Origin of the sequence: Legionella worsleiensis, assembly GCF_001467535.1 — a bacterium.
In the GTDB taxonomy this organism is placed as follows: Bacteria; Pseudomonadota; Gammaproteobacteria; order Legionellales; family Legionellaceae; genus Legionella; species Legionella worsleiensis.
Window position 1 is genome coordinate 79919 of the sequence record NZ_LNZC01000020.1, and the last position, 21321, is coordinate 101239.

The following is a 21321-nucleotide window of genomic DNA, read 5'->3' on the forward strand; positions in this document are numbered from 1 at the left end:
GTCATTTTAGCTTCTTTAATTCTTCTTATGTTCAATTCGTCGTACTCGATAAATTAATTATTGCAAATGAGAATCATTATCATTTATAGTGTATTTCATTCAGTGTATTTTGGGTAGGATTATGAAAGTGAAGGTTAATCAGCAACAGGAAGTAGCTCATCCATTGCACGTCGTGCTTTTTGAAAAAATTCTGCATCATTCGCCGCAAGAGTTGGATGCGTTCATTGAAATGGCGTATCAGGATTGTTTTTCTCGACTACAACACGCCGCTCGCAGTGAACAATTAATTGAGCACGAATATACTTTATGCTCCATTCATCACTATCTCGATTTGCTCAAAACATATCAAAATACCAAGCATCCGGCGGGTTTATTTGACCGCTGGAGCGGTTTACGAGAAGAGCTGGAAGAAAGCATACTTAATCAAGCATTTGCTTTGGTGTATCGTCACCATTGGCAGCAGACTCTGAATGCACAAGCAAATGAATATCCGACTTTATGGGCGTGGTTAAGCGCACATTTTGATCAACAGCAACTGTTGAATTTTCTTGAACAATGGGGGTGTACAGGACATCCTTATCATCCTAATTTTCGAATGAAAAAAGGATTCACACCTCAAGAGGTGATTCACTACTCACCAGAATTCAATACCCAGGTAACTATTCATTGGGTGGCGGTACATTGCTCTTTGGCGTTTACTTCAATAGCGCCATTAAACTACCGATTGCTTTTTGCACATCATTTTGCCCAGGAATATCAGTGCTGGGCTCAGGCGCTTTTGTCCATGCACCGGAATCCTGATGATTATTTACCCTTGCCTGTTCATCCCTGGCAATGGACAAATAAAATAAAAGAGTTATGTTCTTCTTTTATTGCATCGGGGCAAATGATGCTTATTCCTGATGTCCAAGAAACCAGACCGTCCATGTCTTTTCGCACTATGATGCCTTTGTCAGGTAATAAGCCGCATCTAAAATTAGCGGTAGGTGTTCATACGACTTCTGCAATGCGTACCGTATCTCCTGCATCAGCATACAATTCAACCACTCTTTCAACATGGCTTAGTGAACTTTTGGCTCAGCATCAGCATTTTGGCGGCACTTTATACATTGCCAGGGATTTGGCCGGAATTAATCTAGCTGATTCGTCCATTCCACCGCATGAAAAAAAACATACAGCCTTAATTGTTCGTGAAAATCCTTTAAACCATATTAAGGAACAACAGCGTCTGGTTCCATTGGCGGCTTTGTTTGCCAGGTCGTCGGTAAGCCATATGCCTTTGTTAGTCGAAATCATTCAGAACAGTAAAGTTAATCCTCGTGCCTATTGGTCTGAATATTGTCATTGTGTTTTGGCTGGACAATTGTATTTAATGCTGCGCTATGGAGTCGCTTTGGAAGCACATCAGCAAAATACCTTGGTCATCATGCAGAATCATAGACCTGTGGGGCTGGTGATTAGAGATTTGGGGGGAATCAAAATAAGTAACAATGAACTGCATAGGCAAATTACCAAACCGCACTTGCATCCTGATTCTACTATTACCTGTTCTGAACTGGATGGCTTATCTCAACTTTTTATTCACGGAAATCTGTTAAGTAATCTGACTCCCTGGATTCATTGCCTTAATGCCGCTTATGGCTTTGCCATTGAGCAACTCTGGCAGCAGGTCAACATGATCCTGAAAGGGTTACTGGAGCACTTCATGGAAGAGATTCATCCAGCGGTTTATCGTTCTCATTATCAGCATTTATTGAACATGCCCTGGCAACATAAAAGTCTGTTGACCATGCGACTGAATCAAAATCAGGATGAAATCCAATATTTTGCTCTGGAAAATCCTCTGAGTGTCTTTAATGAATAAGTCCGTGCAGGCGGTTGTTTTACTGGGGCAGTTTTTTATGATCCTGGCCTTGGAAATGACCAATCCATTTCTACCCCTTTTGATCACCGCCCAGAGTCAGGCGCCTGGAGAACAAATCGTATTATACAGTACCCTGTGTTTGCTTCTTCCTATGCTGGCTAATAGCATTATGGCTCCTTTTTGGGGGCAAGTGGCGGATCGTTATGGCTATAAGCCTATGGTGATGCGTGCATCCTGGGCTTTGGTGTTCACGCAATGCGCCATGATTTTTGTGCAATCCGTTGGTGCCATATTGGCATTACGCATCATACAGGGGGCATTTGCCGGATTTATAATTGCGTTGCAAACCTATGCGGTGAGTTTGTGCGAATGGCAAACCAAAGGCAGGCAATTGTCATTATTGCACTCAACCAAAGCGCTGGCTTCTGCGGGTGCTGGTTTTTTGGGGGGAGTGGTATTACTGTTTACTGATTATCAGGGTTTATATGGCGTAGCAAGTTGTATTTGTCTTTTAATCACTCTTTTGCTGCAATTTTATTTACCTCCCTCGCATAAAAATAATCTGCAACAGAAAAAATCACAGGCCGATCTTTCGGGTGACTCTAGTGGTATTTTTTATTTTTTGTGTTTTTTGATTGCTTTGACGCAAATTGCCAAATTCCTGCCAGATCCGGGTTTTTCTCTTTACCTGAACGAGTATTTTTCTAATCAGCTGCTGATGATTGGCGCACTGTATTCTATGCCTGCTCTGGGTATGTTATGCAGCTCGACCTGGTGTGGCCGTCAATTTGACCGGTGTCGTAACGACCCAGAATTGGTTAATCTGTTCCTGATTCGTTACAGCATCCTGGGTTTGATTCTTATGCTGCTTCAGGCCTTTGTCAGCTATACGGTTATTTTTGTCATTGTGCGTATCCTTTGGGGAGTAGTTTTGGCTGCTTTATTGCCTGCTTTGTTTGTCATGTGCTCGGATCGTGCTCTTTTACCGGGTTATGCTTTGGGGATGGCTAATTCTTTTGCCAAAATAGGTAACCTGATTGGATTGGTATTAGGGGGTGTGTTAACTCATTGTGTTTCTTATCCTGTTGTTTTTTTGGTTATTGCAGCGATATATGGGCTTTTTGCTCTTTGTGTAGGGGGATATCATTGGTTTTTTGTTTTAAGAATGAAACATTTCACAGGTTTATACAGTGATGCGGCATCATGAAAAAAAGTGCTTTATTAATGATACTATTAACCTGGTTTCTCGGGAATATGGACGTCCACTTTATCACGCCATCATTGCCTGCTCTAGCGGCGAGTTTCTCGGTAGATGCAACTAAAGCACAACTCATCATCAGTTCGTTTTTGTTGGGAAAAGCACTCAGCATGCTTTTTTGGGGAATTATTTCGCAATATTACGGCAGAAAAACAATATTGATTGGTGGATTAGTGCTGTTTATTTGCAGTAACTTGATTGCCTCTTGGAGCACTACTATTGGTTTTCTTATTGTCTGTCGTTTTTTTCAAGGTATGGGGGTTGGCGCAACCTTGTTAATGGGACGAGCAATGATTAATGACACCCAAAATGAACGCAACGCCACTCGTTATTTCGCCTGGTTATTTACTTTAGGGGGCGTGTTTATTTGTTTTCTTCCTTTGTTTGGGGGGCTCCTTAACAGTTATTGGAATTGGCGTATTGCGCTGTTAGTCATTGCCGCTTATGGTCTGTTTTTATTGCCTTTGGGCGGTTTTTTAAGGGAAACCAAACTTCATAATGAGCGTCCTGTAGCATTAAAAAAAATACTGTTTATGGTTTTTAGCCATCCCGTTTTTGTTGGTTATTTGATGATTTCCGCTTTGATGATGGCTGGTGAGTCAGCTTTTAATACCAGTGCCTCGTTTATTTTGATTAAAGGAGCGCATTATAGTGTCTCGGAATACGGCTTTATTAAAACAACCATGGCTGTTATGCACCTGTTAGGTACGGCATGTTGTGGTTTTATGGCAACCTATTATTCAGGAACGCAGTTGGTCGGTTTTGGGGTTCGTCTTTTTGTTTTATCCGTATGGTGCATGGGGTTATTTGCAATTATTTTTGACTCAATTCTTTTTTATTTTATCGTACCCATGATGATTTATTATTTTGGGACGGGATTTATTGTTGCCTCAGCTGCCGCATCATCAGTTCGTCCCTTTCCCAAACACATGACCATGGCTTTGGCGCTTACTCTGTTTTGTCAGTTTAATTGTTCCGCATTATTCAGCCTTATAACCAGTCTTATTGGGGTAGAGCGGGTTGATGCGTTTTTGGTTTTGCTTGCCTTGATTAGCCTGTTGAGCTTCATCTTCATGCAGCGATTAAAGGTAAATGCGCATGTTTGCGAGTTTACGTCTGGACAAAAAGTATGCGTAAAACAAACAGGTTGAAGCCGGATACTCAAGACCAGTACTCGTCTTGAGCATCCGTGTTGATTATACAGCAGGGCTTATTGCGGGTTCTTTGATTGATTCAATACCGCCAGATATTTCTGAAGATTTTGGTGCTTTCAAGCTCTCAGATGCTTCAAATAATGCGGAATAAACCTGATCGGTTTTTGTCGCTTCTGAAAAAGGCTCGTCGGAATTTTTGTTTTTACTGGTTTTATTTTTTTTCAATTTAGACAGCACCTTCGCAAATTTTATTCAAGCGATTGTCAATTCACTCAAAGTCGATGGCGAGGCTTATTTTTTATTGCGACCCTTAACTCAGCACGGTTGTGACTTATTTGCGGAAATGTCCGGTTTATTGTGCCCAAGCACCATTACTCTTCGTAAAGTGGCTAATATTCGTGGTAATGAGGTGATTTTTTTGAAGAAATGTTGTCCAATTATGATGTGATTGATGGCGCTATTATGGCTTTGCGATTGGCTGGTTCATTCTTTTTTTACTTTTTTCCATACAATTAATTGCTGACCAGTGCTTAGGGGCGCTTCTGGGCTCAGATGATTCCAGTTCATAATGTCCTTTGCGGTAACGTGATACAGTTTTTCAAGTGAACTGTACGATTCATTGGGCTGGACAATATGGATTACTCTGTATACCTCACCTTTGAATGAAGTTTGGCTTAAGAATTTTGATTTGGATATTTCATGAAATGGCAGTACCGGAGTGTTTTTGGTGCTTGGAATTAATAGAACCTGATTAGGACGTATGGAATGATCAGGCAGCCGATTCAGTTTTTTGATCAAGGTCACTGTGGTGTGGTACTGTCTGGCAATACTGCCTAAACTGTCGCTTGGAAGAACAAGATGTTTGGTCCAACTGACTCGTTTATCTACTGGCAAGTGAGATAAATTAAAATAAAATTGCGTGACTTGAGCGATAGGAACAAGCAAAGTGAATGGTTTGTAGGGTGCTGTAGCCCATCGGTTAAAACCGGGATTTAATTGGGTCAATTCGTTCACGGAAATTCCGGCCAACCGAGCGGCATGGCTTAAATCAATTTGACTGCCAATATTCACCTCTTCAAAATAAGGTTGAAAGGGCGTTACGGGCAGCTTGATTTTATAGGCCTGGGCGTTGCCTATGATTTCAGCCAGAGCCAAAAATCGAGGCACGTAAACCTGGGTTTCTTTAGGTACTTTTAATTCCCAAAAATTAACCGGGTGATTTGTTGGGCTTAGTGATTTGATTGCTCTGCCTATTGTGCCTTCGCCTGCATCATAGGCGGCAATGGCGAGAGTCCAGTTTCCGTTAAATACTTTATTCAGACGCATTAAATGAGTAAGGGCTGCATGTGTTGAATGATTAATACTGCGTCTGCCATCAAACCACCAATCCTGAATCAAGCCTAATTCATTTCCTGTGACCGGCATGATTTGCCATAAACCGGCAGCACCAACTTTTGAATAGGCGAAGGGATCGTATGCACTTTCTATCATGGGAAGCAAGGCCAACTCACCGGGCAAATTTCGTCTTTGTATTTCTCTGATAACATGATAGAGGTAGGGCTGTGCTTTTTGACAGACTTTGGTGACAAAACCGGGATGTTCCAGAAGCCAACGGATTTGATCTTGCACTTCTGGTCTGGTGATTTGATGATTTATTTTGAATTCGCCACGTAAAACCTCCCAGGCATCAGGTGTTTGTCCAGCGTAAATCTGGGTGCAAAGCATATAAAAAAGCAGGCATTTTAACCTTTGCGGTATTTTTTTAGCGATAAAGGTCTTAATCAAATTGGTGTTCCTGCTTTTAATGGCGTCAATGAACGTCGCTTGCATTAAATGATTGATGACTGTAAATATTGGTATCAAGCTTTTAGTTTAAAATATACTGAGCTTTCTGTCTTGTACAAAGATCATTTTTTTAGTTCAAATTTCGTGATACAGCACGTTACTCCTAACCTGCCAAGAATTTTTTGGATGTGGTATCTGAATTAATGCCGATTCTTAACTAAATTTGGGATAAAGCTGACGGGCTATTTAAATTTCAATCGCCTGTTTGATTATATCATCATTATATTAGGGCATTTAAGGCTCTTGGTGCAGCACACCAAGAGCCTTAATGTTTGAGCCGTTGAAACGCCTTAAGGAGTCAATGCCATAGGGACAATGGCAAAAGATTGGGAGAACTCGTTGTTTAATCTGATGAAGTTCCCGCCTATGTAGACGGTGTTGCTGCTGACCGCAAGGGCAAAGATAGAGTTGTCGGGATTAGGATTCAAAGTGGTTGCGTTGCCGGTAGTGGCATCCAGGGCAGCAAAGTAATTGCGAGGTGCTCCGCCTATGGTGGTGAAGTTCCCACCAGCGTAGACGTTGTTGCCGCTGACTGCAAGAGCATTGATGTTAGTGTTGGCGCTGGGATTCCAGGCAGTGGCGTTGCCGGTGGTGGCGTCCAGGGCTGCTATGTAATTGCGAGCCTGGCCGCCTATGGAGGTGAAGTCTCCCCCAGCGTAGACGATGTTGCCGCTGACTGCAAGAGCAAAGAGGATATCGCTGGCGTTGGGATTCCAGGCGGTGGCGTTGCCGGTGGTGATATCCAGGGCTGCTATGTAATTGCGAGCTTGTCCGCCTAAGGAGGTGAAGGCCCCACCAGCGTAGAGATTGTTACCGCTGACTGCAAGTGCATAGACATCGCTGTTGGCGTTGGGATTCCAGGCGGTGGCGTTGCCGGTGGTGGCGTCCAGGGCGGCAATGTGATTACGTGCCTGGCCGCCTATGGTGGTAAATTCCCCGCCAGCGTAGACGGTACTTCCGCTCACCGCAAGGGTAAGGACCTCATTGTTGGCATTAGGGTTCCAGGCGGTGACGTTTCCGGTAGTCGCATCCAGAGCGGCAATGCGATTGCGTGCCTGGCCGCCCATGGTGGTAAATTGCCCGCCAGCGTAGACGGTATTGCCGTTCAGAGCAAGGGCAAAGACTATGCCGCCGCCGGCATCGGGATTCCATGCGGTGACAATACCGGTGGTCGCATCCAGGGCAGCAATGTTATTGCGCTCTTTGGCGCCTATGGTGATGAAATCCCCCCCGGCGAAGACGGTGGAACCGCTGGCCGCAAGGGCGTATACAACGTCGCTGGCGACGGGATTCCAGGCGGTGGCGTTTCCGGTAGTGGCGTCCAGGGCGCCAATGAAAATTCGTGCTTGACCACCTATGGACCCGAAGCTCCCGCCTGCATAGACGGTGTTTCCGTTCAATGTAAGGGCGTAGACAGCGTTGTCAGCGTTGGGATTCCAGGAGGTGGCGTTTCCGGTAGTGGCGTCCAGAGCGGCAATGTTATTGCGGGCTTGACCGCCCATGGAGGAGAAGCTTCCGCCTGCGTAGATGGTGCTTCCGTCTACCACAAGGGCACGGACAAAGCCGTCGGTGTTGGGATTCCAGGCGGTAGCATTACCGGTAGTGGCGTCGAGTGCGGCAATCCCATTGCGTGCTTGACCACCAATGGATAAGAAATTTCCACCAGCATAAATGGTGCTCCCACTCACCGCAAGGGAAAAGATGGGAAGGTTGGCATTGGGGTTCCAGGCGGTGGCGTTGCCGGTTGTAGCGTCCAGGGCGGCAATGCGATTACGTGCCTGGCCGCCTATGGAAGTAAATGTTCCTCCAGCGTAAACGGTGGTACCGCTGACCGCAAGGGCATCTACACTATTGTTGGCGCCGGGGTTCCAGGCTGTGACGTTTCCAGTAGCGGCGTCCAGGGCAGCTATGTAACTACGTGCTTGACCATTTATGATGGTGAAGCCTCCGCCAGCGTAGAGGGTGCTGCCGCTCACTACAAGAGTAACAACGTTACCGTCAAAATTGGGGTTCCAACTGGGGTCTAAAGTGCCGTCGCTTAGAATATGGGCAATATTATTGCGGGGCTCACCACCCACGCTGGTAAAAAATCCTCCTACGTACCAGCCTCCAAAGCCATCGGCTGCCACTGCTCGAACATTCCCATCAATGCGCGGGAAGGTAGCCACTGGCGAGCCTGTACTGTCGTCAATTGGAACTCCGCTGCCAGTGTTCGGTCCGACTACATTAAAGTTTCCCCCCAGATAAATGAGGTTATTGGTGGCATCGAATGCAATTGCAGCTACTTCTCCATCGGTTATATAAGGCAAGCTCAGGGTGATGGTTGCTCCAAATGTATTGGTGTTGGTTCCGGCAATGGTAATGGCGGTTGGCGGATGCACCTGGGTGTTGGACGTAAAGTGGAGGTTGCAGCTTGCCCCTGGTAGCAATACGGCGCAATTACTGGCATCTTGAGTGACGTCAGCCGCCAGGGAAGGGGGCAGTACTGCCATTACATTCAGGGCGGTGGCGCTGCCTGTGTTGGTGACAATTAATGAGCCTGTGGTATTTGGAGGCAATAACAGAAACGATCCGTTGGCGGAAATTGTTGTAGTCGGTATCGGTGGAACTGAATTTAAGGTGATATTGAGTCGATTAGGCTCACTTGGCTGATAACACTGCGGCATTGAGCCTGTTTCGCATAAGTAAGGGCCGTTTTGAATGCCTTCTTTAGGGATCATGGAGCCCTTCACAGTGACAGTCAGGGAACATCTGCCTTTGGCTCCACCTTTACTTGCTGGAAGAGAGCAGCCTGGCGAGCTTAATCCCGGTGTTGGAGGGCAACTAGCGCATGCTGGAACAGAAGTAACCAAAACAAGAGTTTTGGGATGCGATGAATTGTTGGTTATTGTATAAGTCACCTCGGCAGTTCCCGATGGCGTTACAGTCACTTTTTGCGGATTGGGAGCCGAAAAAGTCCATAAAGGCTTGGCCTGAACTGTTGTTATTACTGCAAGGCTTGAAATTAACACCCCAATCAGCATCATGCTGTATTTTTTCATCACGTTCATCCTTAAGTCACTAAAATGAAATGGAATAACATCCTCTTGAGCTCGTTATCATCTGCGAAAATCAAATGTACCAGATTTTTTATTAATGTAAACAAGAGGATACGTCTTCAGTCCTATAGTGAATTATTTGTAGTGCAGGGTAATGAGGTGTGAGTAAACTATCGATTTTATTAGTATGTTGATGGTTTGTCAGACGAGATGGACATTATTTTGTCTTGTCGTTAATGTTATCTGGTTGGTTAATGCCAAGTTTCATTAGCATTAATTTACTGTCTGCAAAATCGCCAATAATATATCGTTTAGGATGAGGGTGGGTTTTAACCACAGTAGGGATTGCAATAATTTCTTCCTGGTGGGCTAATTCAGGATGTTGCCTCAAATCTATAACGTCAATCCGGTACTGATTGTGAAGGTAACGCTCACAAAATTTTTTGAGATTGGCTAATGTCAACAAGCAATGAGGTGTCTGGTCGGCAATATACAGAATAAACTGCCATTGGGCATTGGTGTTTGGGGATGATTTTTTTTGCGAAGTCTTGAGAATTTTTGTTTTTGGGTTACTCATTTTTATTCTCTTTCTTGATGTGACGCTGAGAGGGCAGACTTCGTGACATACGAATTTTTTCATAACCTTTTTCACAAACTTCATCAATTTTCTTTTGGGTGGATGCTAATAAATCGATGTTTTCCTTAATGTGATTCAGCTGCGTCGTTAAGGTATTAATACTGGATTCAACGCTGGATTGTTCTGATTTTAGTTCATTAATTTTTTGGGTTGTTTCCTGAGTTCTGGTAATTTCTTCCACTTTATCCTGCATGGCTTGTACTAACCGTGCCGAGCCTACTAGTATTTTACCCGATCCCATGTATACCTCGTTAAGATGGATCCCCTTGCTGCTGATTTGTAATTCTCGCATTTGATTGGAGTGTGCCATCCCACGAGATTTTTTTATGATAAGCAGGGTATTTTGTTCCAAATCAGTTTCAACAGTGTGCAGTAAAATCCAGGTATCCATTAGTGATGAGATGCCCAGCTGTTGGTTTGGGGTCTCTTCATGCAGTAAGCTGTTCATCAGGGTTGTTATGTTGTTTAGTTTTAGAAAGTGAATTAAGCGAGCCAACATTAATTTAACATTATGCGGCGAGCCGATAAGGCTAAAATCAGAAATGGGATCGATGACCACGCTATCGGGTTTAAATTCTTTAATCAGTTGCACCATTTTGATTAGGTGCGATTCTAAACCGTAAACACTGGGTCTGATGGAATTAAACAATAATGTGCCTTTGTTTTTCCATTTCTCCAGATCTATGTTAATGGATTTCATGTTTCTGATGATTTGATCTGAGGATTCTTCAAAGGCAAAGTAGATGCATCTTTTACCGAGTTTACATTGATTTTCGACAAATGCAGAAGCGATACTGGTTTTTCCAGTTCCAGCTGTTCCATTAATCAGGATACTTCCCCCCGCATAGTAGCCATAGCCGCTTAATGCCTTGTCCAGTTCTTCAATTCCGCTTGGAACAAAATGCTTGGGAACAATGTAATCAAGAGTAATTGCGGTGACTGGTGAGAGAAGAATCCCCTGATAATCAATAATGAAGGGAAATTCGTTAGCACCATGAGATGAACCCCTGTACTTTATTATGCGTAAGTAACGAGTGGCAAGCTCATTGGTTACTCGGTTATCCAGTAAAATAACGCAATCTGCAACGTATTCCTCAAGACCATGGCGGGAAATAGTGTATTGTCCATTCTCTCCAGTAATAATAGAGGTTACCTTTTGTGTACTCAACCAGCGAAAAAGACGTTGCAATTCAGAGCGGATGATTGGGATATTTTTGAGTTGATTGAACAATACTTCAATGGTGTCAATAACAACCCTTTTAATTCGGTATTGCTCTATGAGATAGCCAATCTGAATGAATAATCCTTCGAGATTATACGTTCCTGTTTCATCAAACTCTGTGCGCTCAAGATGAATGTGATGCAGTACTATGCTCTTTTTTTGAGTCAACTCAGCCAAACCAAAGCCCAGTGAGCTGCAATTGGCAATCAAATCGGCTTCTGTTTCTTCAAAAGAAATAAACAAACCAGGCTCTTCGTGTACAGCGCCATTGATTAAAAACTGCATACCAAATAGTGTTTTGCCAGTACCAGCACCGCCTACTAGCAGGGTACATCGGTTTTCTGGAAGACCTCCATGGGTGATTTGATCAAAACCACCTATACCGGTAACGCATTTTTTTAGCTCCTTGGAGGGGGCAGCAGCGTTTTTTTTCCTTTAGTCATCGTCATCAATCCTGTTTGCAAGATAATTGATACTGCAATTTGGCGGAAAAAATATTTATTAGCCTTCTTGGCCACTCTTTCAAGTATAGTTTATAAAAAAATATGTGTGGTATTTCCTGTTGCTGTTTCGCCCCTGAAACAGAAGAACTGTTCTATACTTTAATAAGAGTATTTTGCCTGCTTGATAAAAAATTTAACTGAAGCGGTTACTCATTTAGGTTTTTTACCGTTTGACAGAGCGTTTGGGCTTTTAATTTAAACGTCCAGATTATTTGTTTGCATGAGTTAATATGGCATAAAAAAATACATCGATTAAACGACTTTAATCCAGAAATAGTTTACGAGAGATTAACAGGATAACATGGATCGCCAAACCTTGATTTTAGTTGCCTCTATCCTGATTAGTGTCGTATTTATTACAGGACTGGTCTTTATTGCTTTGCTTTACAAAACACGCAATAACCAAAACTCATCAAAAAGCGCACTTTATGACTACGACGACAAACAACTGTTTTTGGAATTCACGCAAAACATTCAACAGGTTTTATGGCGCTTGTCTACAGAAACAAACGAGTTTACGTTTATAAGTCGCTATGCAGAGCAGGTATTTGCCCAACCACTTGATTTGATTGATAAAAAAATAGAAACCTGGTTGCGCTTTGTCGTTCCTGAAGACCAACCTAAAGTCATGCATGCTCTTAAACGCATGAAAGAGAATCCTGCCAATAATACTCTGCAAATTAAAATTTTAAGGGCGGATGGTATAATGGCCGTTTTATCCCTCCAGCTTTTTCCTTCACTTGATGCCCAGGGAAAAATAATTGCAATACTCGGCATTACCTCGGATGTAACTACCCAATTCAATGCTGCCTTACAAAAACGGCTGAGAGCTGACCTGCATAAAAATCTGAATAAATCCAATGACTTAAATAGTTTTACTTACAGTACGTTGCAATCTATAGGATTGGCTGTTGGTTATGATATGGGCGAATTGTGGATATTTGATGAAAAGGAAAACTCGCTGGCGTGCATTGTGAGTTGGTTTGGCGAGAAACTCAAAAATTCGGTTGAGCATCATCAGCAGTTCATTATTTCACCCCAAACTCAGCATGAGTTTCCAGTGATTTGTCTTAACAATAATATCATCCAGTACAGTACTCATAAAACGCATTTAAAACCTATGGGGGCAAATTGGGATGAAAAAACGGTAAAACTTAAAGAAGTAGTTGGCATACCTATAGAGGTTGCAGACAAGAGAATTGGGGTTTTATGTTTTTACAATCAACAGATTCTCAATCTTGATGTTGATGGTTATAGGCTTTTACTAGACTTTGCAAAAGAGTTTGGCGAGTACATTCAGAATAAATTACTTACCAAACAGCTGAAATACATTTCTGATTACGATGTGTTAACCGGATTACACAATCATGTGTCCATAGAGAAAAAAATCAAAGAAATGATAGCTAATGGAACACAATCGATAACCGTTATCAAATTACGAGTCAATAATTTTCAGCTCATTAATTTTGCCTTTGGTTATGATGTGGGCAATAAGATATTGCAAGAAATGAGTAAAAAAATCGTTGATTTTTCAACAAATTTTAGTAATTCATTGTCTTACATAGACATGATCGCTTTAATTGAATCAGGAGCTTTTTGCTTTTTATCAAGTCAGTTTCGTGATAAGAAAATGATTACTGATTTTGTTGGCGTATTACTGAACTTGTTTAAACAACCGTTTAAAAAAAACGATATTGAGCTGTTTTTATCTGCTAACGTAGGAATTAGCCGCTACCCGCAAAATGGAACTACTTCAGAGCAACTATTAGGCAGTGCGGTAATGGCGCTTCTGGAATCCTCTAACGAGGGGAGTAATCGTTTCAAATTTGCTACCAAAGACAGTTTTAAAAAGACTTCCGAACACCTTGAAATTGAAAATGCCATTCATCATGCTCTTGAAAATAATGAATTAGAACTTTATTACCAACCTAAAGTTTCCTTGAAAACTGGAGCAATTGTGGGGGTTGAGGGATTAATTCGCTGGCATGATCCGCGCAACAGCATGCGAACCCCGGAATATTTTATTTCCGTTTGCGAGCAATCCGATTTAATTTTTAAAGTGAACGAATGGGTCATGGCCACTGCAATCCGGGATATTGCACGCAGTGAGCAGCCCATCAGGACATCAATTAACTTATCTGCACGTCAATTCAGCACATCCTATAACTTACTCGAACAACTCAATCAGTTATCAGCGCAATACGGTGTTGATTACCAGTATCTTGAAATGGAAGTAACTGAAACTTTATTAATGACGAACAGGTTATACGCATCCAAAGTGATATCAGAACTTAGAAAATTAGGCGTAACCATTTCGCTGGATGATTTTGGTACAGGATACAGCTCATTTGCCTATTTAATGAATTTCGCCCCGGATGTGATCAAAATGGATAAATCCTTTATAGACGGTATTCCTGAGGACAGTAAGAGCAATAAAATAGTTAATGCCATGATTTCAGTTGCTCATAGTCTGGGGTTAAAGGTCGTTGCAGAGGGCGTTGAAAATGCCGCACAAGTAGGGTTCTTGAAAAGCGCAGATTGCGATGAAATTCAGGGCTATTATTTTTCTAAACCAGTACCTTTTGCTGAAGTTCAGATGATGATTAAAAACGACCTGCGTTTATCTTATTCTGAATAAAAAATAGCTCAATTTGCAGTGATATAAACGATGATTTGTACCAAATAAGCCGCACCCATAGCGCATGACGTGGGGAGTTACGTTTCTTTTAAGTAAATTAATTTTTGCTCATTTCGACTTGTATTCGTTAATAATGTATTAATAAAATCATACTATAATTTAAAAAAACGAGCATTTACTGAAGAATCTTCATTTGGATCATTATGCGTAATAAAATTGAGCTGAAAGATTATGTTTTCCAAGATGGGATGTCCACAGATGAAATATGGTTGTACTACAACCATATTGCACATGAAAACAACTCTGACACCTTCAAAGTTCACCTGTCTGTGCTGCATGATATTGATACCATAAATAAAGCTCAAGCTCTTATACTGCCTATACTGGCAAAATATAACGTACGGATGTTCAAAACACAGAATACAGATCTATTATCCATGCACCAGAATTTAGATGGAAAAGAGTTCTGTATTTACATGCAAACATGTGATGAACACTCTCCTGAAAGCAAACAAGAGTTCTGGATGGAGTTACTTAATGAAATAGAAACAACTCTGGTACAACATGAGATTAGTAAAAATCCTAATGGAGCATTGGGTGATTTACCTTTTCCAGGAAGTCAAGGATATGTTTATTACAGAAATCCTCATAATGTAGGTAATGAGTATGTTGATGCAATCACATTGATGGACAGTGGATTTACACGCCATGAATCATGCAATATTTCAACAAACGATTTCTTTAAAGGATATGCTCTTAAAGGAGAGGAGGTTAATTCCAGCCAAACAAAAACCTCTGAACCTTTAAAATTTAAATTACCTGTCCGTCAGGTTGATCGGGAAAAGCAGCTGAAGCAATCGATTCTTGAATCATTTCACAATCAACTTAAAAATAATAACAATCTGTTAAAATTATTTTTAGGCACAAGCGGGTCTCCTTATAGCAGAAACGGTCGTTTATGCGACCGTTTATTTGGAACAAAATTATCCAGAGACAAAAAATTTAGAGCCTTTGAGCAGGCTCGTTCTGGAGCACTTGATTTAGTAGGCCCATTCACGAATTATTTTGACCGTGCCGCAGACAAATTAGCACAAATTGCTTTAATACTCGAGAATAACGGCTACACCTTCGATGCACATAAGCTGGGTAATGTATTACCCGCACTGTACTTTAAGTTCTATACCCCTCTTTACCTTGAAAATCACAATAAATACCCCGTAGTTATAGAACTGAGTGAGAGTGATACAGAGGCTTTAGTTACTGAAATAATACGATGTAGCTTACGTGATGTATCCAAAGTTGCAATTGATTATGAGTTGCCGCAATACATCAATAACATGAACGAAGCAGACATCTCCATGTTATTGTCATTCATTGGCATTGAACATCCTCGACATGAACATTCGGCTGAAATTAAAGAACATGTTATTGATATAGAGCCATATCGAGAAGCATATAACGAATTGATAAACAAACTTTCGACCGTTTTTACAGAACACGGCAAAGAAAAAGACGAGGTTGCATCAACATTAATTCAACGCTTGACCGAAGAAGCCAAATTCTTTGACAGACCCACAGCAGAGCAGCTTGGAAACTTTATAAAAAATTGCAAAGATTCCATTAACAGCGCATCAAAAGAACTTAAAAAAGAGAGTGATTTATGGAGTGCAATTCATCCTGTTCTCAAAGGGATCCTGGGCGTTCTTGCGGCAATAACTTTAATTCCTGCACTAGTCACCGCTGCTGTAACAAAAAATGGGTTCGTGGGCACTTTCTTTAATTCCCCGGAACCGGTATCAACAAAAAAACTGTCTGAAATTGAGGCCGATTTGACCGCTTTAGAAGAGGATATTAAAAAACGGATTAATTGAATCCGTTTTTCGTTCATCATATATTTATTCCCCTTCACGCCGGCATAAAGCCGGCGCAGCTTGTGGGCAAATATTACAATTTTAAAAAAGTCCATTGATAGTTAATATTCTAATCAATCGCATAAAGTAAGGTTTGCCCTTAAATGGCCACAGTATTTATGGATGACTATGGCTTGACGGAGGTTGAATGGTTTTCTTCTTCCTTGGCAAGGCTTTCATCGTCAAGTGCCATCTTCCTGAACTCATGGATTGATGAGGTCAGTTGCCTTACAAACTCATCAAGAATGGCCTTGTTTGCTTTTCCGTGTTCAAACCGGGTTGGTTCTTTGTTTATGGTGCTTAATGTACTATCACAGGCGTCAATGAACACACGCATCAAAGAGGCATTCATCTCGCTATTGACATGAAAATGTTTACTTGATTTGGGAAGCCTGGCATAAAGAAGAGATTCATAGATTTCTCTCATCTTCACTATGTCTTCCGCAGTCAAAATGAAGATTCTGGATTGCTGAACATGCTTCATCCAGTACAGGGAAATTTCAGCACATTTTAGCACCATGTTTGAATTTTGCTGCTGCTTGTCCATAGCGGACCATTCTGGATTCCATACTCTGCCAATTGAGCCTGGATAACCAAATGATACAATGGATGCCACAACGTGTCTGACAAAACCTTCATACCCGTAATGATCTATCAAGGCGTTTCTTTGTAAATGGGGACTGGAATGTATTACTTTGTAAGGCAGTTGCGTCGCATGCCACCACATTTCAAACTTATCGAACGAGGACGCTTTGATGCCAAGGTTCATACCAATGTAATGAATATAAAAATGTCCATAGGAGTTGAGATATTTTGGATCCAAGTGAATACCTGGAATCGATGAATCATCTAAATGACCTGAATGTCCGGATGAGTCATCAGCAAAGAGCACATGCTCAGAGCCATCGCTAGCTCTTACTAATAGTGCTTTTCCTTTGTGTAATAAGGTTGAATCATGTAATGGCGTGTGAGGCCGACGGGAGTGAAACATACGAATGGATGGCGTAGTATTATTTGTTATTGAACCGGAACGAGTATGCTTAATTGGGCTAATTACGTCTTGCTCACAAGGCAAAAGTTCGTCGCTATCGGGCGCATCTGGTGATGTTGATGAAGACGATGCCTTGTACTGAATCTCGTTTACAGTGAAAACGACCAATCCCGTGAGAAACATGCCAAAAGTAAAGTAAAATAATACGTTTTCTATAGGACCAGGCCTACAACGAAGTGCTTTTTGAATTGCATTGCAAATATTCCTCTCTCTTCTGCGTTGGGCTTCATACCCTATAGCCTGACGGTAGCTGTCAACAGTCGCTGTATGGTTTGTTCTGTGGGTGACAAGTACTGGCTTTCCGGCATTTTTATTGCGATTGTTGGTCATGGAGAATATCCTTATCTGATTTTTTTTGATTTTGTAACGGTCATTCTGAAGGCACGAATTGAATTTTTTATTTGCCTCAATGAAATCAAAAAAAAAACAAAAATATGGTTGACGAACCGATAAATTACGCACCACCGTTACATTGTGCCTATTTATAGCATGAAGTCTTCATAAAAGGAACAGTGGACGCATAGCATAAACAATGCGTTATTTTTTTTGTATAATCCGAGGCCTATAGACAATTACCATTCACGGCTGAAAATCATTTTACTGTTCAGTTACCATTTCTTGCAGCCCGTTGGTTTTCCATGCCTTTGAATGGCTGAGTCAAAATCCGGGTTTTTGAGATTGCTTTGCGAACAGGCTCATCTATTATTAAAATCAAGCCGCATGTCTTTATGTGGAATTCCTGCATCCAGGTACTCATCACTGCAAATGATAAATCCTAATTTTTCATAAAAGGGAATTGCATAGGTTTGAGCACCGAGTTTCGCTTTTTTGACCAGATGATTGTTTTGGATGTCCTCTATGATGAAATTCATCAGGACATGGCCTAAGCCTTTGCCTTGATATTCGTCACTAATGGCCACACGTTCGATTTTAGCATAATCGTCTGTATAGCGAACACGGGCAGTGCCTATGGGGGTTTTATTGAAAAACACTAAATAATGTTCGCTGTGTTCGTCCTGTCCATCAATTTCTTCTTGTAACGGAACATTTTGTCCTACAACAAACACCTGATAGCGTATGGCAAGACAGGCCTCTATGTCTTGTTCCCGGGATACTTTTTCTACCCTAATCTTATCGTGTAACGTCATGTTTTAAGCCTTTAATCTATAGGAATAAGCAATCTATGCTTTAGTGTTTAATTGAGATTTTTTGCATAATTTATGATGTTATTCAGTGCTTATTTAAATAATTGCAGAGATATTACCGTATAATTTTTAAAATTCATCTATACTCTATGGTAAAAAACCGAGATTCTATGAGTTTACCTAAAAGGCGGATTTATATCGATATTTTGTGTCTGTTTGTTGTTTTAATCAGCACATTAGTCATGATTGGATGGTACAAACGTTTCCCTTTGTTCGTTCAGCCTTCTTCGACGTTTACACCGATGTATTTTAATACCGCCCTTTGTTTTATTTTTTGCAGTTTTTCATTATGGGCATTAAATCATAATCAATCCCAGAAGGCTGTATTTTTTATTCTTCCCTTATTATTTATATCTACAGTGACTCTTTTGGCATATGTTTTTAATGCCCATTCCTTTCTCGATGAACTCTTTGTAAGGGCCTTTGTACGAGCCAACTCTCCTTTTCCCGGACGGATGGCTCCCAATACGGCTTTTAGTTTTGTTTTATTTGCTATTTCTTTAATCTTGACACAAAAGGTGCATTCAGTAATTTTTAATCCAACACCCGTTATTGTGGTCATTAATTACCTGATTATCAGTTTGAGCATTCTCTCTTTAATTGGCTATTTTACCAATTTGGTAACCAGTTATGGGATTGGGCAACTAACCAAAATGGCTCTTGGTACAGCCATTTGTTTTATGGCGCTCAGTGTGGCTCAACTCCTCTATTTAAGAAGGCAGGAGGCAGTTCATTGCTCAACTTTGATTACCTTTTTATTGCCTTTTGTATTTCTTAATATTTCTTATTTGGGATGGCAATCCATAAGAAATAATCAGGAAAATAATTTGACGCTAATGTTGCAGCAAGCATCAAATAATATGAGTAATTACATACAGCTGTCTTTGCGAGAGCGAGCCGCTGCGTTTGAGCGCATATCCTATCGTTGGCTCAATAATAGAGCGATGACCAGAGAAGAGTGGGAGAAGGACGCATACCATTACGTAAAAGATCAAGCGGGTTATATCGCAATTGAACGGGTGGATTCACGGTTTATTATTCAATGGATAGTGCCGCGCGATGAGCACAACGATAAAGTAATTGGATATGATTTGTATAAAGATGCGCGCAGGCGGACTGAAATAGATGCGAGTTTACAAACCAGAAAATTAAGATTAAGTCCTGCATTGGATCTGATCCAGGGCGGAAAAGGGGTGATTTTTTTTAGTCCTTTATACGAACAAGAACAATTCTATGGGCTTATGGTTGGTGTCATTGATACGGCAATATTATTTCACGATTTGTTCAACAGGTTAGGAAAAAATGATTTTAGTATCACGGTAAAAGATAAGACAGGTATTCTTTTTACTAACAATCACAGCACCCATAATCATTCGTCTTTTAATCATGAGTGGAGTGAAAGTGCTCATTTTTCTGTATATGGCCAACCATGGGAGGTGATTATCGCACCCTCCTCAGCACTTTATCAGCAAATACTTTCCCCCCTTATTCCCTCACTTATTTTAATTGTCGGCTTTATCCTTGCAGCATTATCGGGATTTTTGATGGCCTCTTTTTTTTCAATAAAAAAATTGCAAATTATTGCTGGCGATGCCCTGGAGCGTTTGAATGGAATTATAGAGGGTTCTTCTGAATTAATAGCGGCTGTTGATTTGAATTTTAATTTGATGGCGCTTAATCAAAGTTATCGCAGTGAGCTGTTTCGTATTTTTCATTTCGATTTAAAACCAGGGATGAACATCAACATTCTCTATTCCTTCATGCCAGAAGAGAATAAAAAAAGGGCAATAGAATTGTGGAAAAACGCATTTTCTGGAAAACCATTTACTGTTATTGAGCCCTTTCTGGATATAAATCATCCTAATCGGCAATACGAAATCAGATACAGTCCCATTTATAATATAAAAGGGGAGTTAATAGGGGCATGTCATATTGCGTCTAATATCACTAAAAGATTAGAACACGAACAGCAAATTAAAGAAGATCGCAACAAGTTGCAAATTTTGGTAGAGAATTTGAAGGAAAAAAGTAATCAATTGTTGTTGTTAAAAGAATTTACTAATATATTGCACTCCTCTATGACCATAGAGCAGACTAAAGAAACCATCTCAGTCTATGCAAAAAAGTTATTTCCACAAACTGCGGGTGTTTTTTATCTGTTTCATTCAAAAAAACGTTCCGCTGAGGTTGAGGCAGTTTGGAACCATCCTGTCATCGAATTAAAGACCATTACCTCGCCCGAATGTTTAGCCTTGACGCAAACGCAACCTTATTTTGTGGCAAATACCGAAGAGGATTTAAATTGCAGCCATGTGCGTTGCACGAAAAGACCTGTCTCTTATATTTGCATTCCTTTACTCGCTAAAAATGAGGTACTTGGTTTGGTTTATGTCGAATTTGAGAAGCGTGCCGATGACGAAGAAATAGAGTTTATTTTGTTATATTGCGAACAAATTGCTCTAGTTTTAGCAAACATTAAACTGCAAGACATTTTACGCTTTGAATCCATTAGAGATCCTTTAACCGGATTGTATAACAGAAGGTATTTTGAAGAGCAGGTAGAGCAAGCAATCCTTACTTGCAGGCGCACAGATGATGTTTTTGGAATTATGATTCTGGACATCGATCATTTTAAATTGATTAATGACCGTTACGGTCATTGGGCAGGAGATAAGGCTCTTTGTTGCCTTTCTGATAAAATGCGGCATTTTTTTCGTGAAAGCGACATTATCGGCAGATGGGGTGGTGAGGAGTTTATTATTCTGCTTAAAAACCTGTCTCAAGAGAATATTGTAAAAAAAGCGGAGCAACTCAGGCAAGACATTGAAACGCTTAGAATAGACATAAACGGTACTCTGATTTCTTTTACAATTTCTATTGGCATTGCATCATTTACTCCGCAAACAGATAAAGAGCAAATCATTAATAATGCCGATGCGGCATTATATAAAGCCAAAAATAAGGGACGAAATAAAGTAGTCGCTTTCCCTTTTTAA

The 21321-nt window shown here is 41.0% G+C and carries 12 protein-coding genes and 1 pseudogene; 6 read left to right on the forward strand and 7 right to left on the reverse strand.

Annotated elements, in window-relative coordinates; all coding sequences use genetic code 11:
• The first annotated feature begins 121 nt into the window (after positions 1–121).
• Genes Lwor_RS08555 through Lwor_RS08565 form a run of 3 tightly spaced genes read left to right on the forward strand, consistent with a single transcriptional unit; the run spans position 122 to position 4273 of the window.
• A complete protein-coding gene (locus Lwor_RS08555; protein WP_058493471.1) occupies positions 122–1864 on the forward strand; it encodes an IucA/IucC family protein in 1743 nt (580 codons plus the stop codon).
• The gene (locus Lwor_RS08560) at positions 1857–3071 is read left to right on the forward strand and encodes an MFS transporter (protein ID WP_058493472.1); all 1215 of its coding nucleotides are present in this window, start codon (positions 1857–1859) and stop codon (positions 3069–3071) included. The genes Lwor_RS08555 and Lwor_RS08560 overlap by 8 nt, the downstream gene beginning before the upstream one ends.
• Complete coding sequence (locus Lwor_RS08565; protein ID WP_058493473.1) at positions 3068–4273, forward strand: MFS transporter; 1206 nt, start codon at positions 3068–3070, stop codon at positions 4271–4273. The genes Lwor_RS08560 and Lwor_RS08565 overlap by 4 nt, the downstream gene beginning before the upstream one ends.
• A 45-nt stretch (positions 4274–4318) precedes the next feature.
• Here Lwor_RS08565 and Lwor_RS08570 read toward each other — a convergent pair whose 3' ends face one another.
• The 5 genes and pseudogenes from Lwor_RS08570 to kaiC all read right to left on the reverse strand — a co-directional run.
• Positions 4319–4501, reverse strand: a complete 183-nt coding sequence (locus tag Lwor_RS08570; protein WP_058493474.1) for a hypothetical protein — start codon at positions 4499–4501, stop codon at positions 4319–4321.
• A gap of 258 nt (positions 4502–4759) precedes the next feature.
• Positions 4760–6061 carry a LysM peptidoglycan-binding domain-containing protein gene (locus Lwor_RS08575; RefSeq protein ID WP_058493498.1) on the reverse strand — a complete coding sequence of 434 codons (1302 nt, stop codon included), beginning with the start codon at positions 6059–6061 and terminating at the stop codon, positions 4760–4762.
• A 350-nt stretch (positions 6062–6411) separates the two neighbouring features.
• Complete coding sequence (locus tag Lwor_RS08580; protein WP_147279866.1) at positions 6412–9171, reverse strand: beta strand repeat-containing protein; 2760 nt, start codon at positions 9169–9171, stop codon at positions 6412–6414.
• A 205-nt stretch (positions 9172–9376) separates the two neighbouring features.
• Positions 9377–9736: a circadian clock KaiB family protein gene (locus Lwor_RS08585; protein WP_058493476.1), complete on the reverse strand. Its 360-nt coding sequence runs from the start codon at positions 9734–9736 to the stop codon at positions 9377–9379.
• Positions 9729–11417 (reverse strand): annotated as a pseudogene (gene kaiC, locus Lwor_RS08590) (circadian clock protein KaiC); the annotation flags it as partial. The pseudogene kaiC and the gene Lwor_RS08585, both read right to left, overlap by 8 nt.
• A gap of 405 nt (positions 11418–11822) precedes the next feature.
• On the opposite strand from kaiC, the gene Lwor_RS08595 reads away from it, so the two are divergent.
• Both Lwor_RS08595 and Lwor_RS08600 read left to right on the forward strand, forming a co-directional pair.
• Complete coding sequence (locus tag Lwor_RS08595; RefSeq protein ID WP_058493477.1) at positions 11823–14159, forward strand: bifunctional diguanylate cyclase/phosphodiesterase; 2337 nt, start codon at positions 11823–11825, stop codon at positions 14157–14159.
• 203 nt (positions 14160–14362) lie between these two features.
• On the forward strand, positions 14363–16030 hold the full coding sequence (locus tag Lwor_RS08600; RefSeq protein ID WP_058493478.1) for a hypothetical protein: 1668 nt from the start codon (positions 14363–14365) through the stop codon (positions 16028–16030).
• Positions 16031–16196: 166 nt separating this feature from the next.
• On the opposite strand, the gene Lwor_RS08605 is transcribed toward Lwor_RS08600, so the two are convergent.
• A complete protein-coding gene (locus Lwor_RS08605; RefSeq protein WP_058493479.1) occupies positions 16197–17450 on the reverse strand; it encodes a hypothetical protein in 1254 nt (417 codons plus the stop codon).
• Between the two features lie 365 nt (positions 17451–17815).
• Positions 17816–18268, reverse strand: coding sequence for a GNAT family N-acetyltransferase (locus Lwor_RS08610; RefSeq protein ID WP_058493480.1), 453 nt, complete (start codon positions 18266–18268; stop codon positions 17816–17818).
• Between the two features lie 167 nt (positions 18269–18435).
• On the opposite strand from Lwor_RS08610, the gene Lwor_RS08615 reads away from it, so the two are divergent.
• Entirely contained in the window at positions 18436–21321 is a 2886-nt protein-coding gene (locus Lwor_RS08615) for a diguanylate cyclase (protein ID WP_058493481.1), read from the forward strand.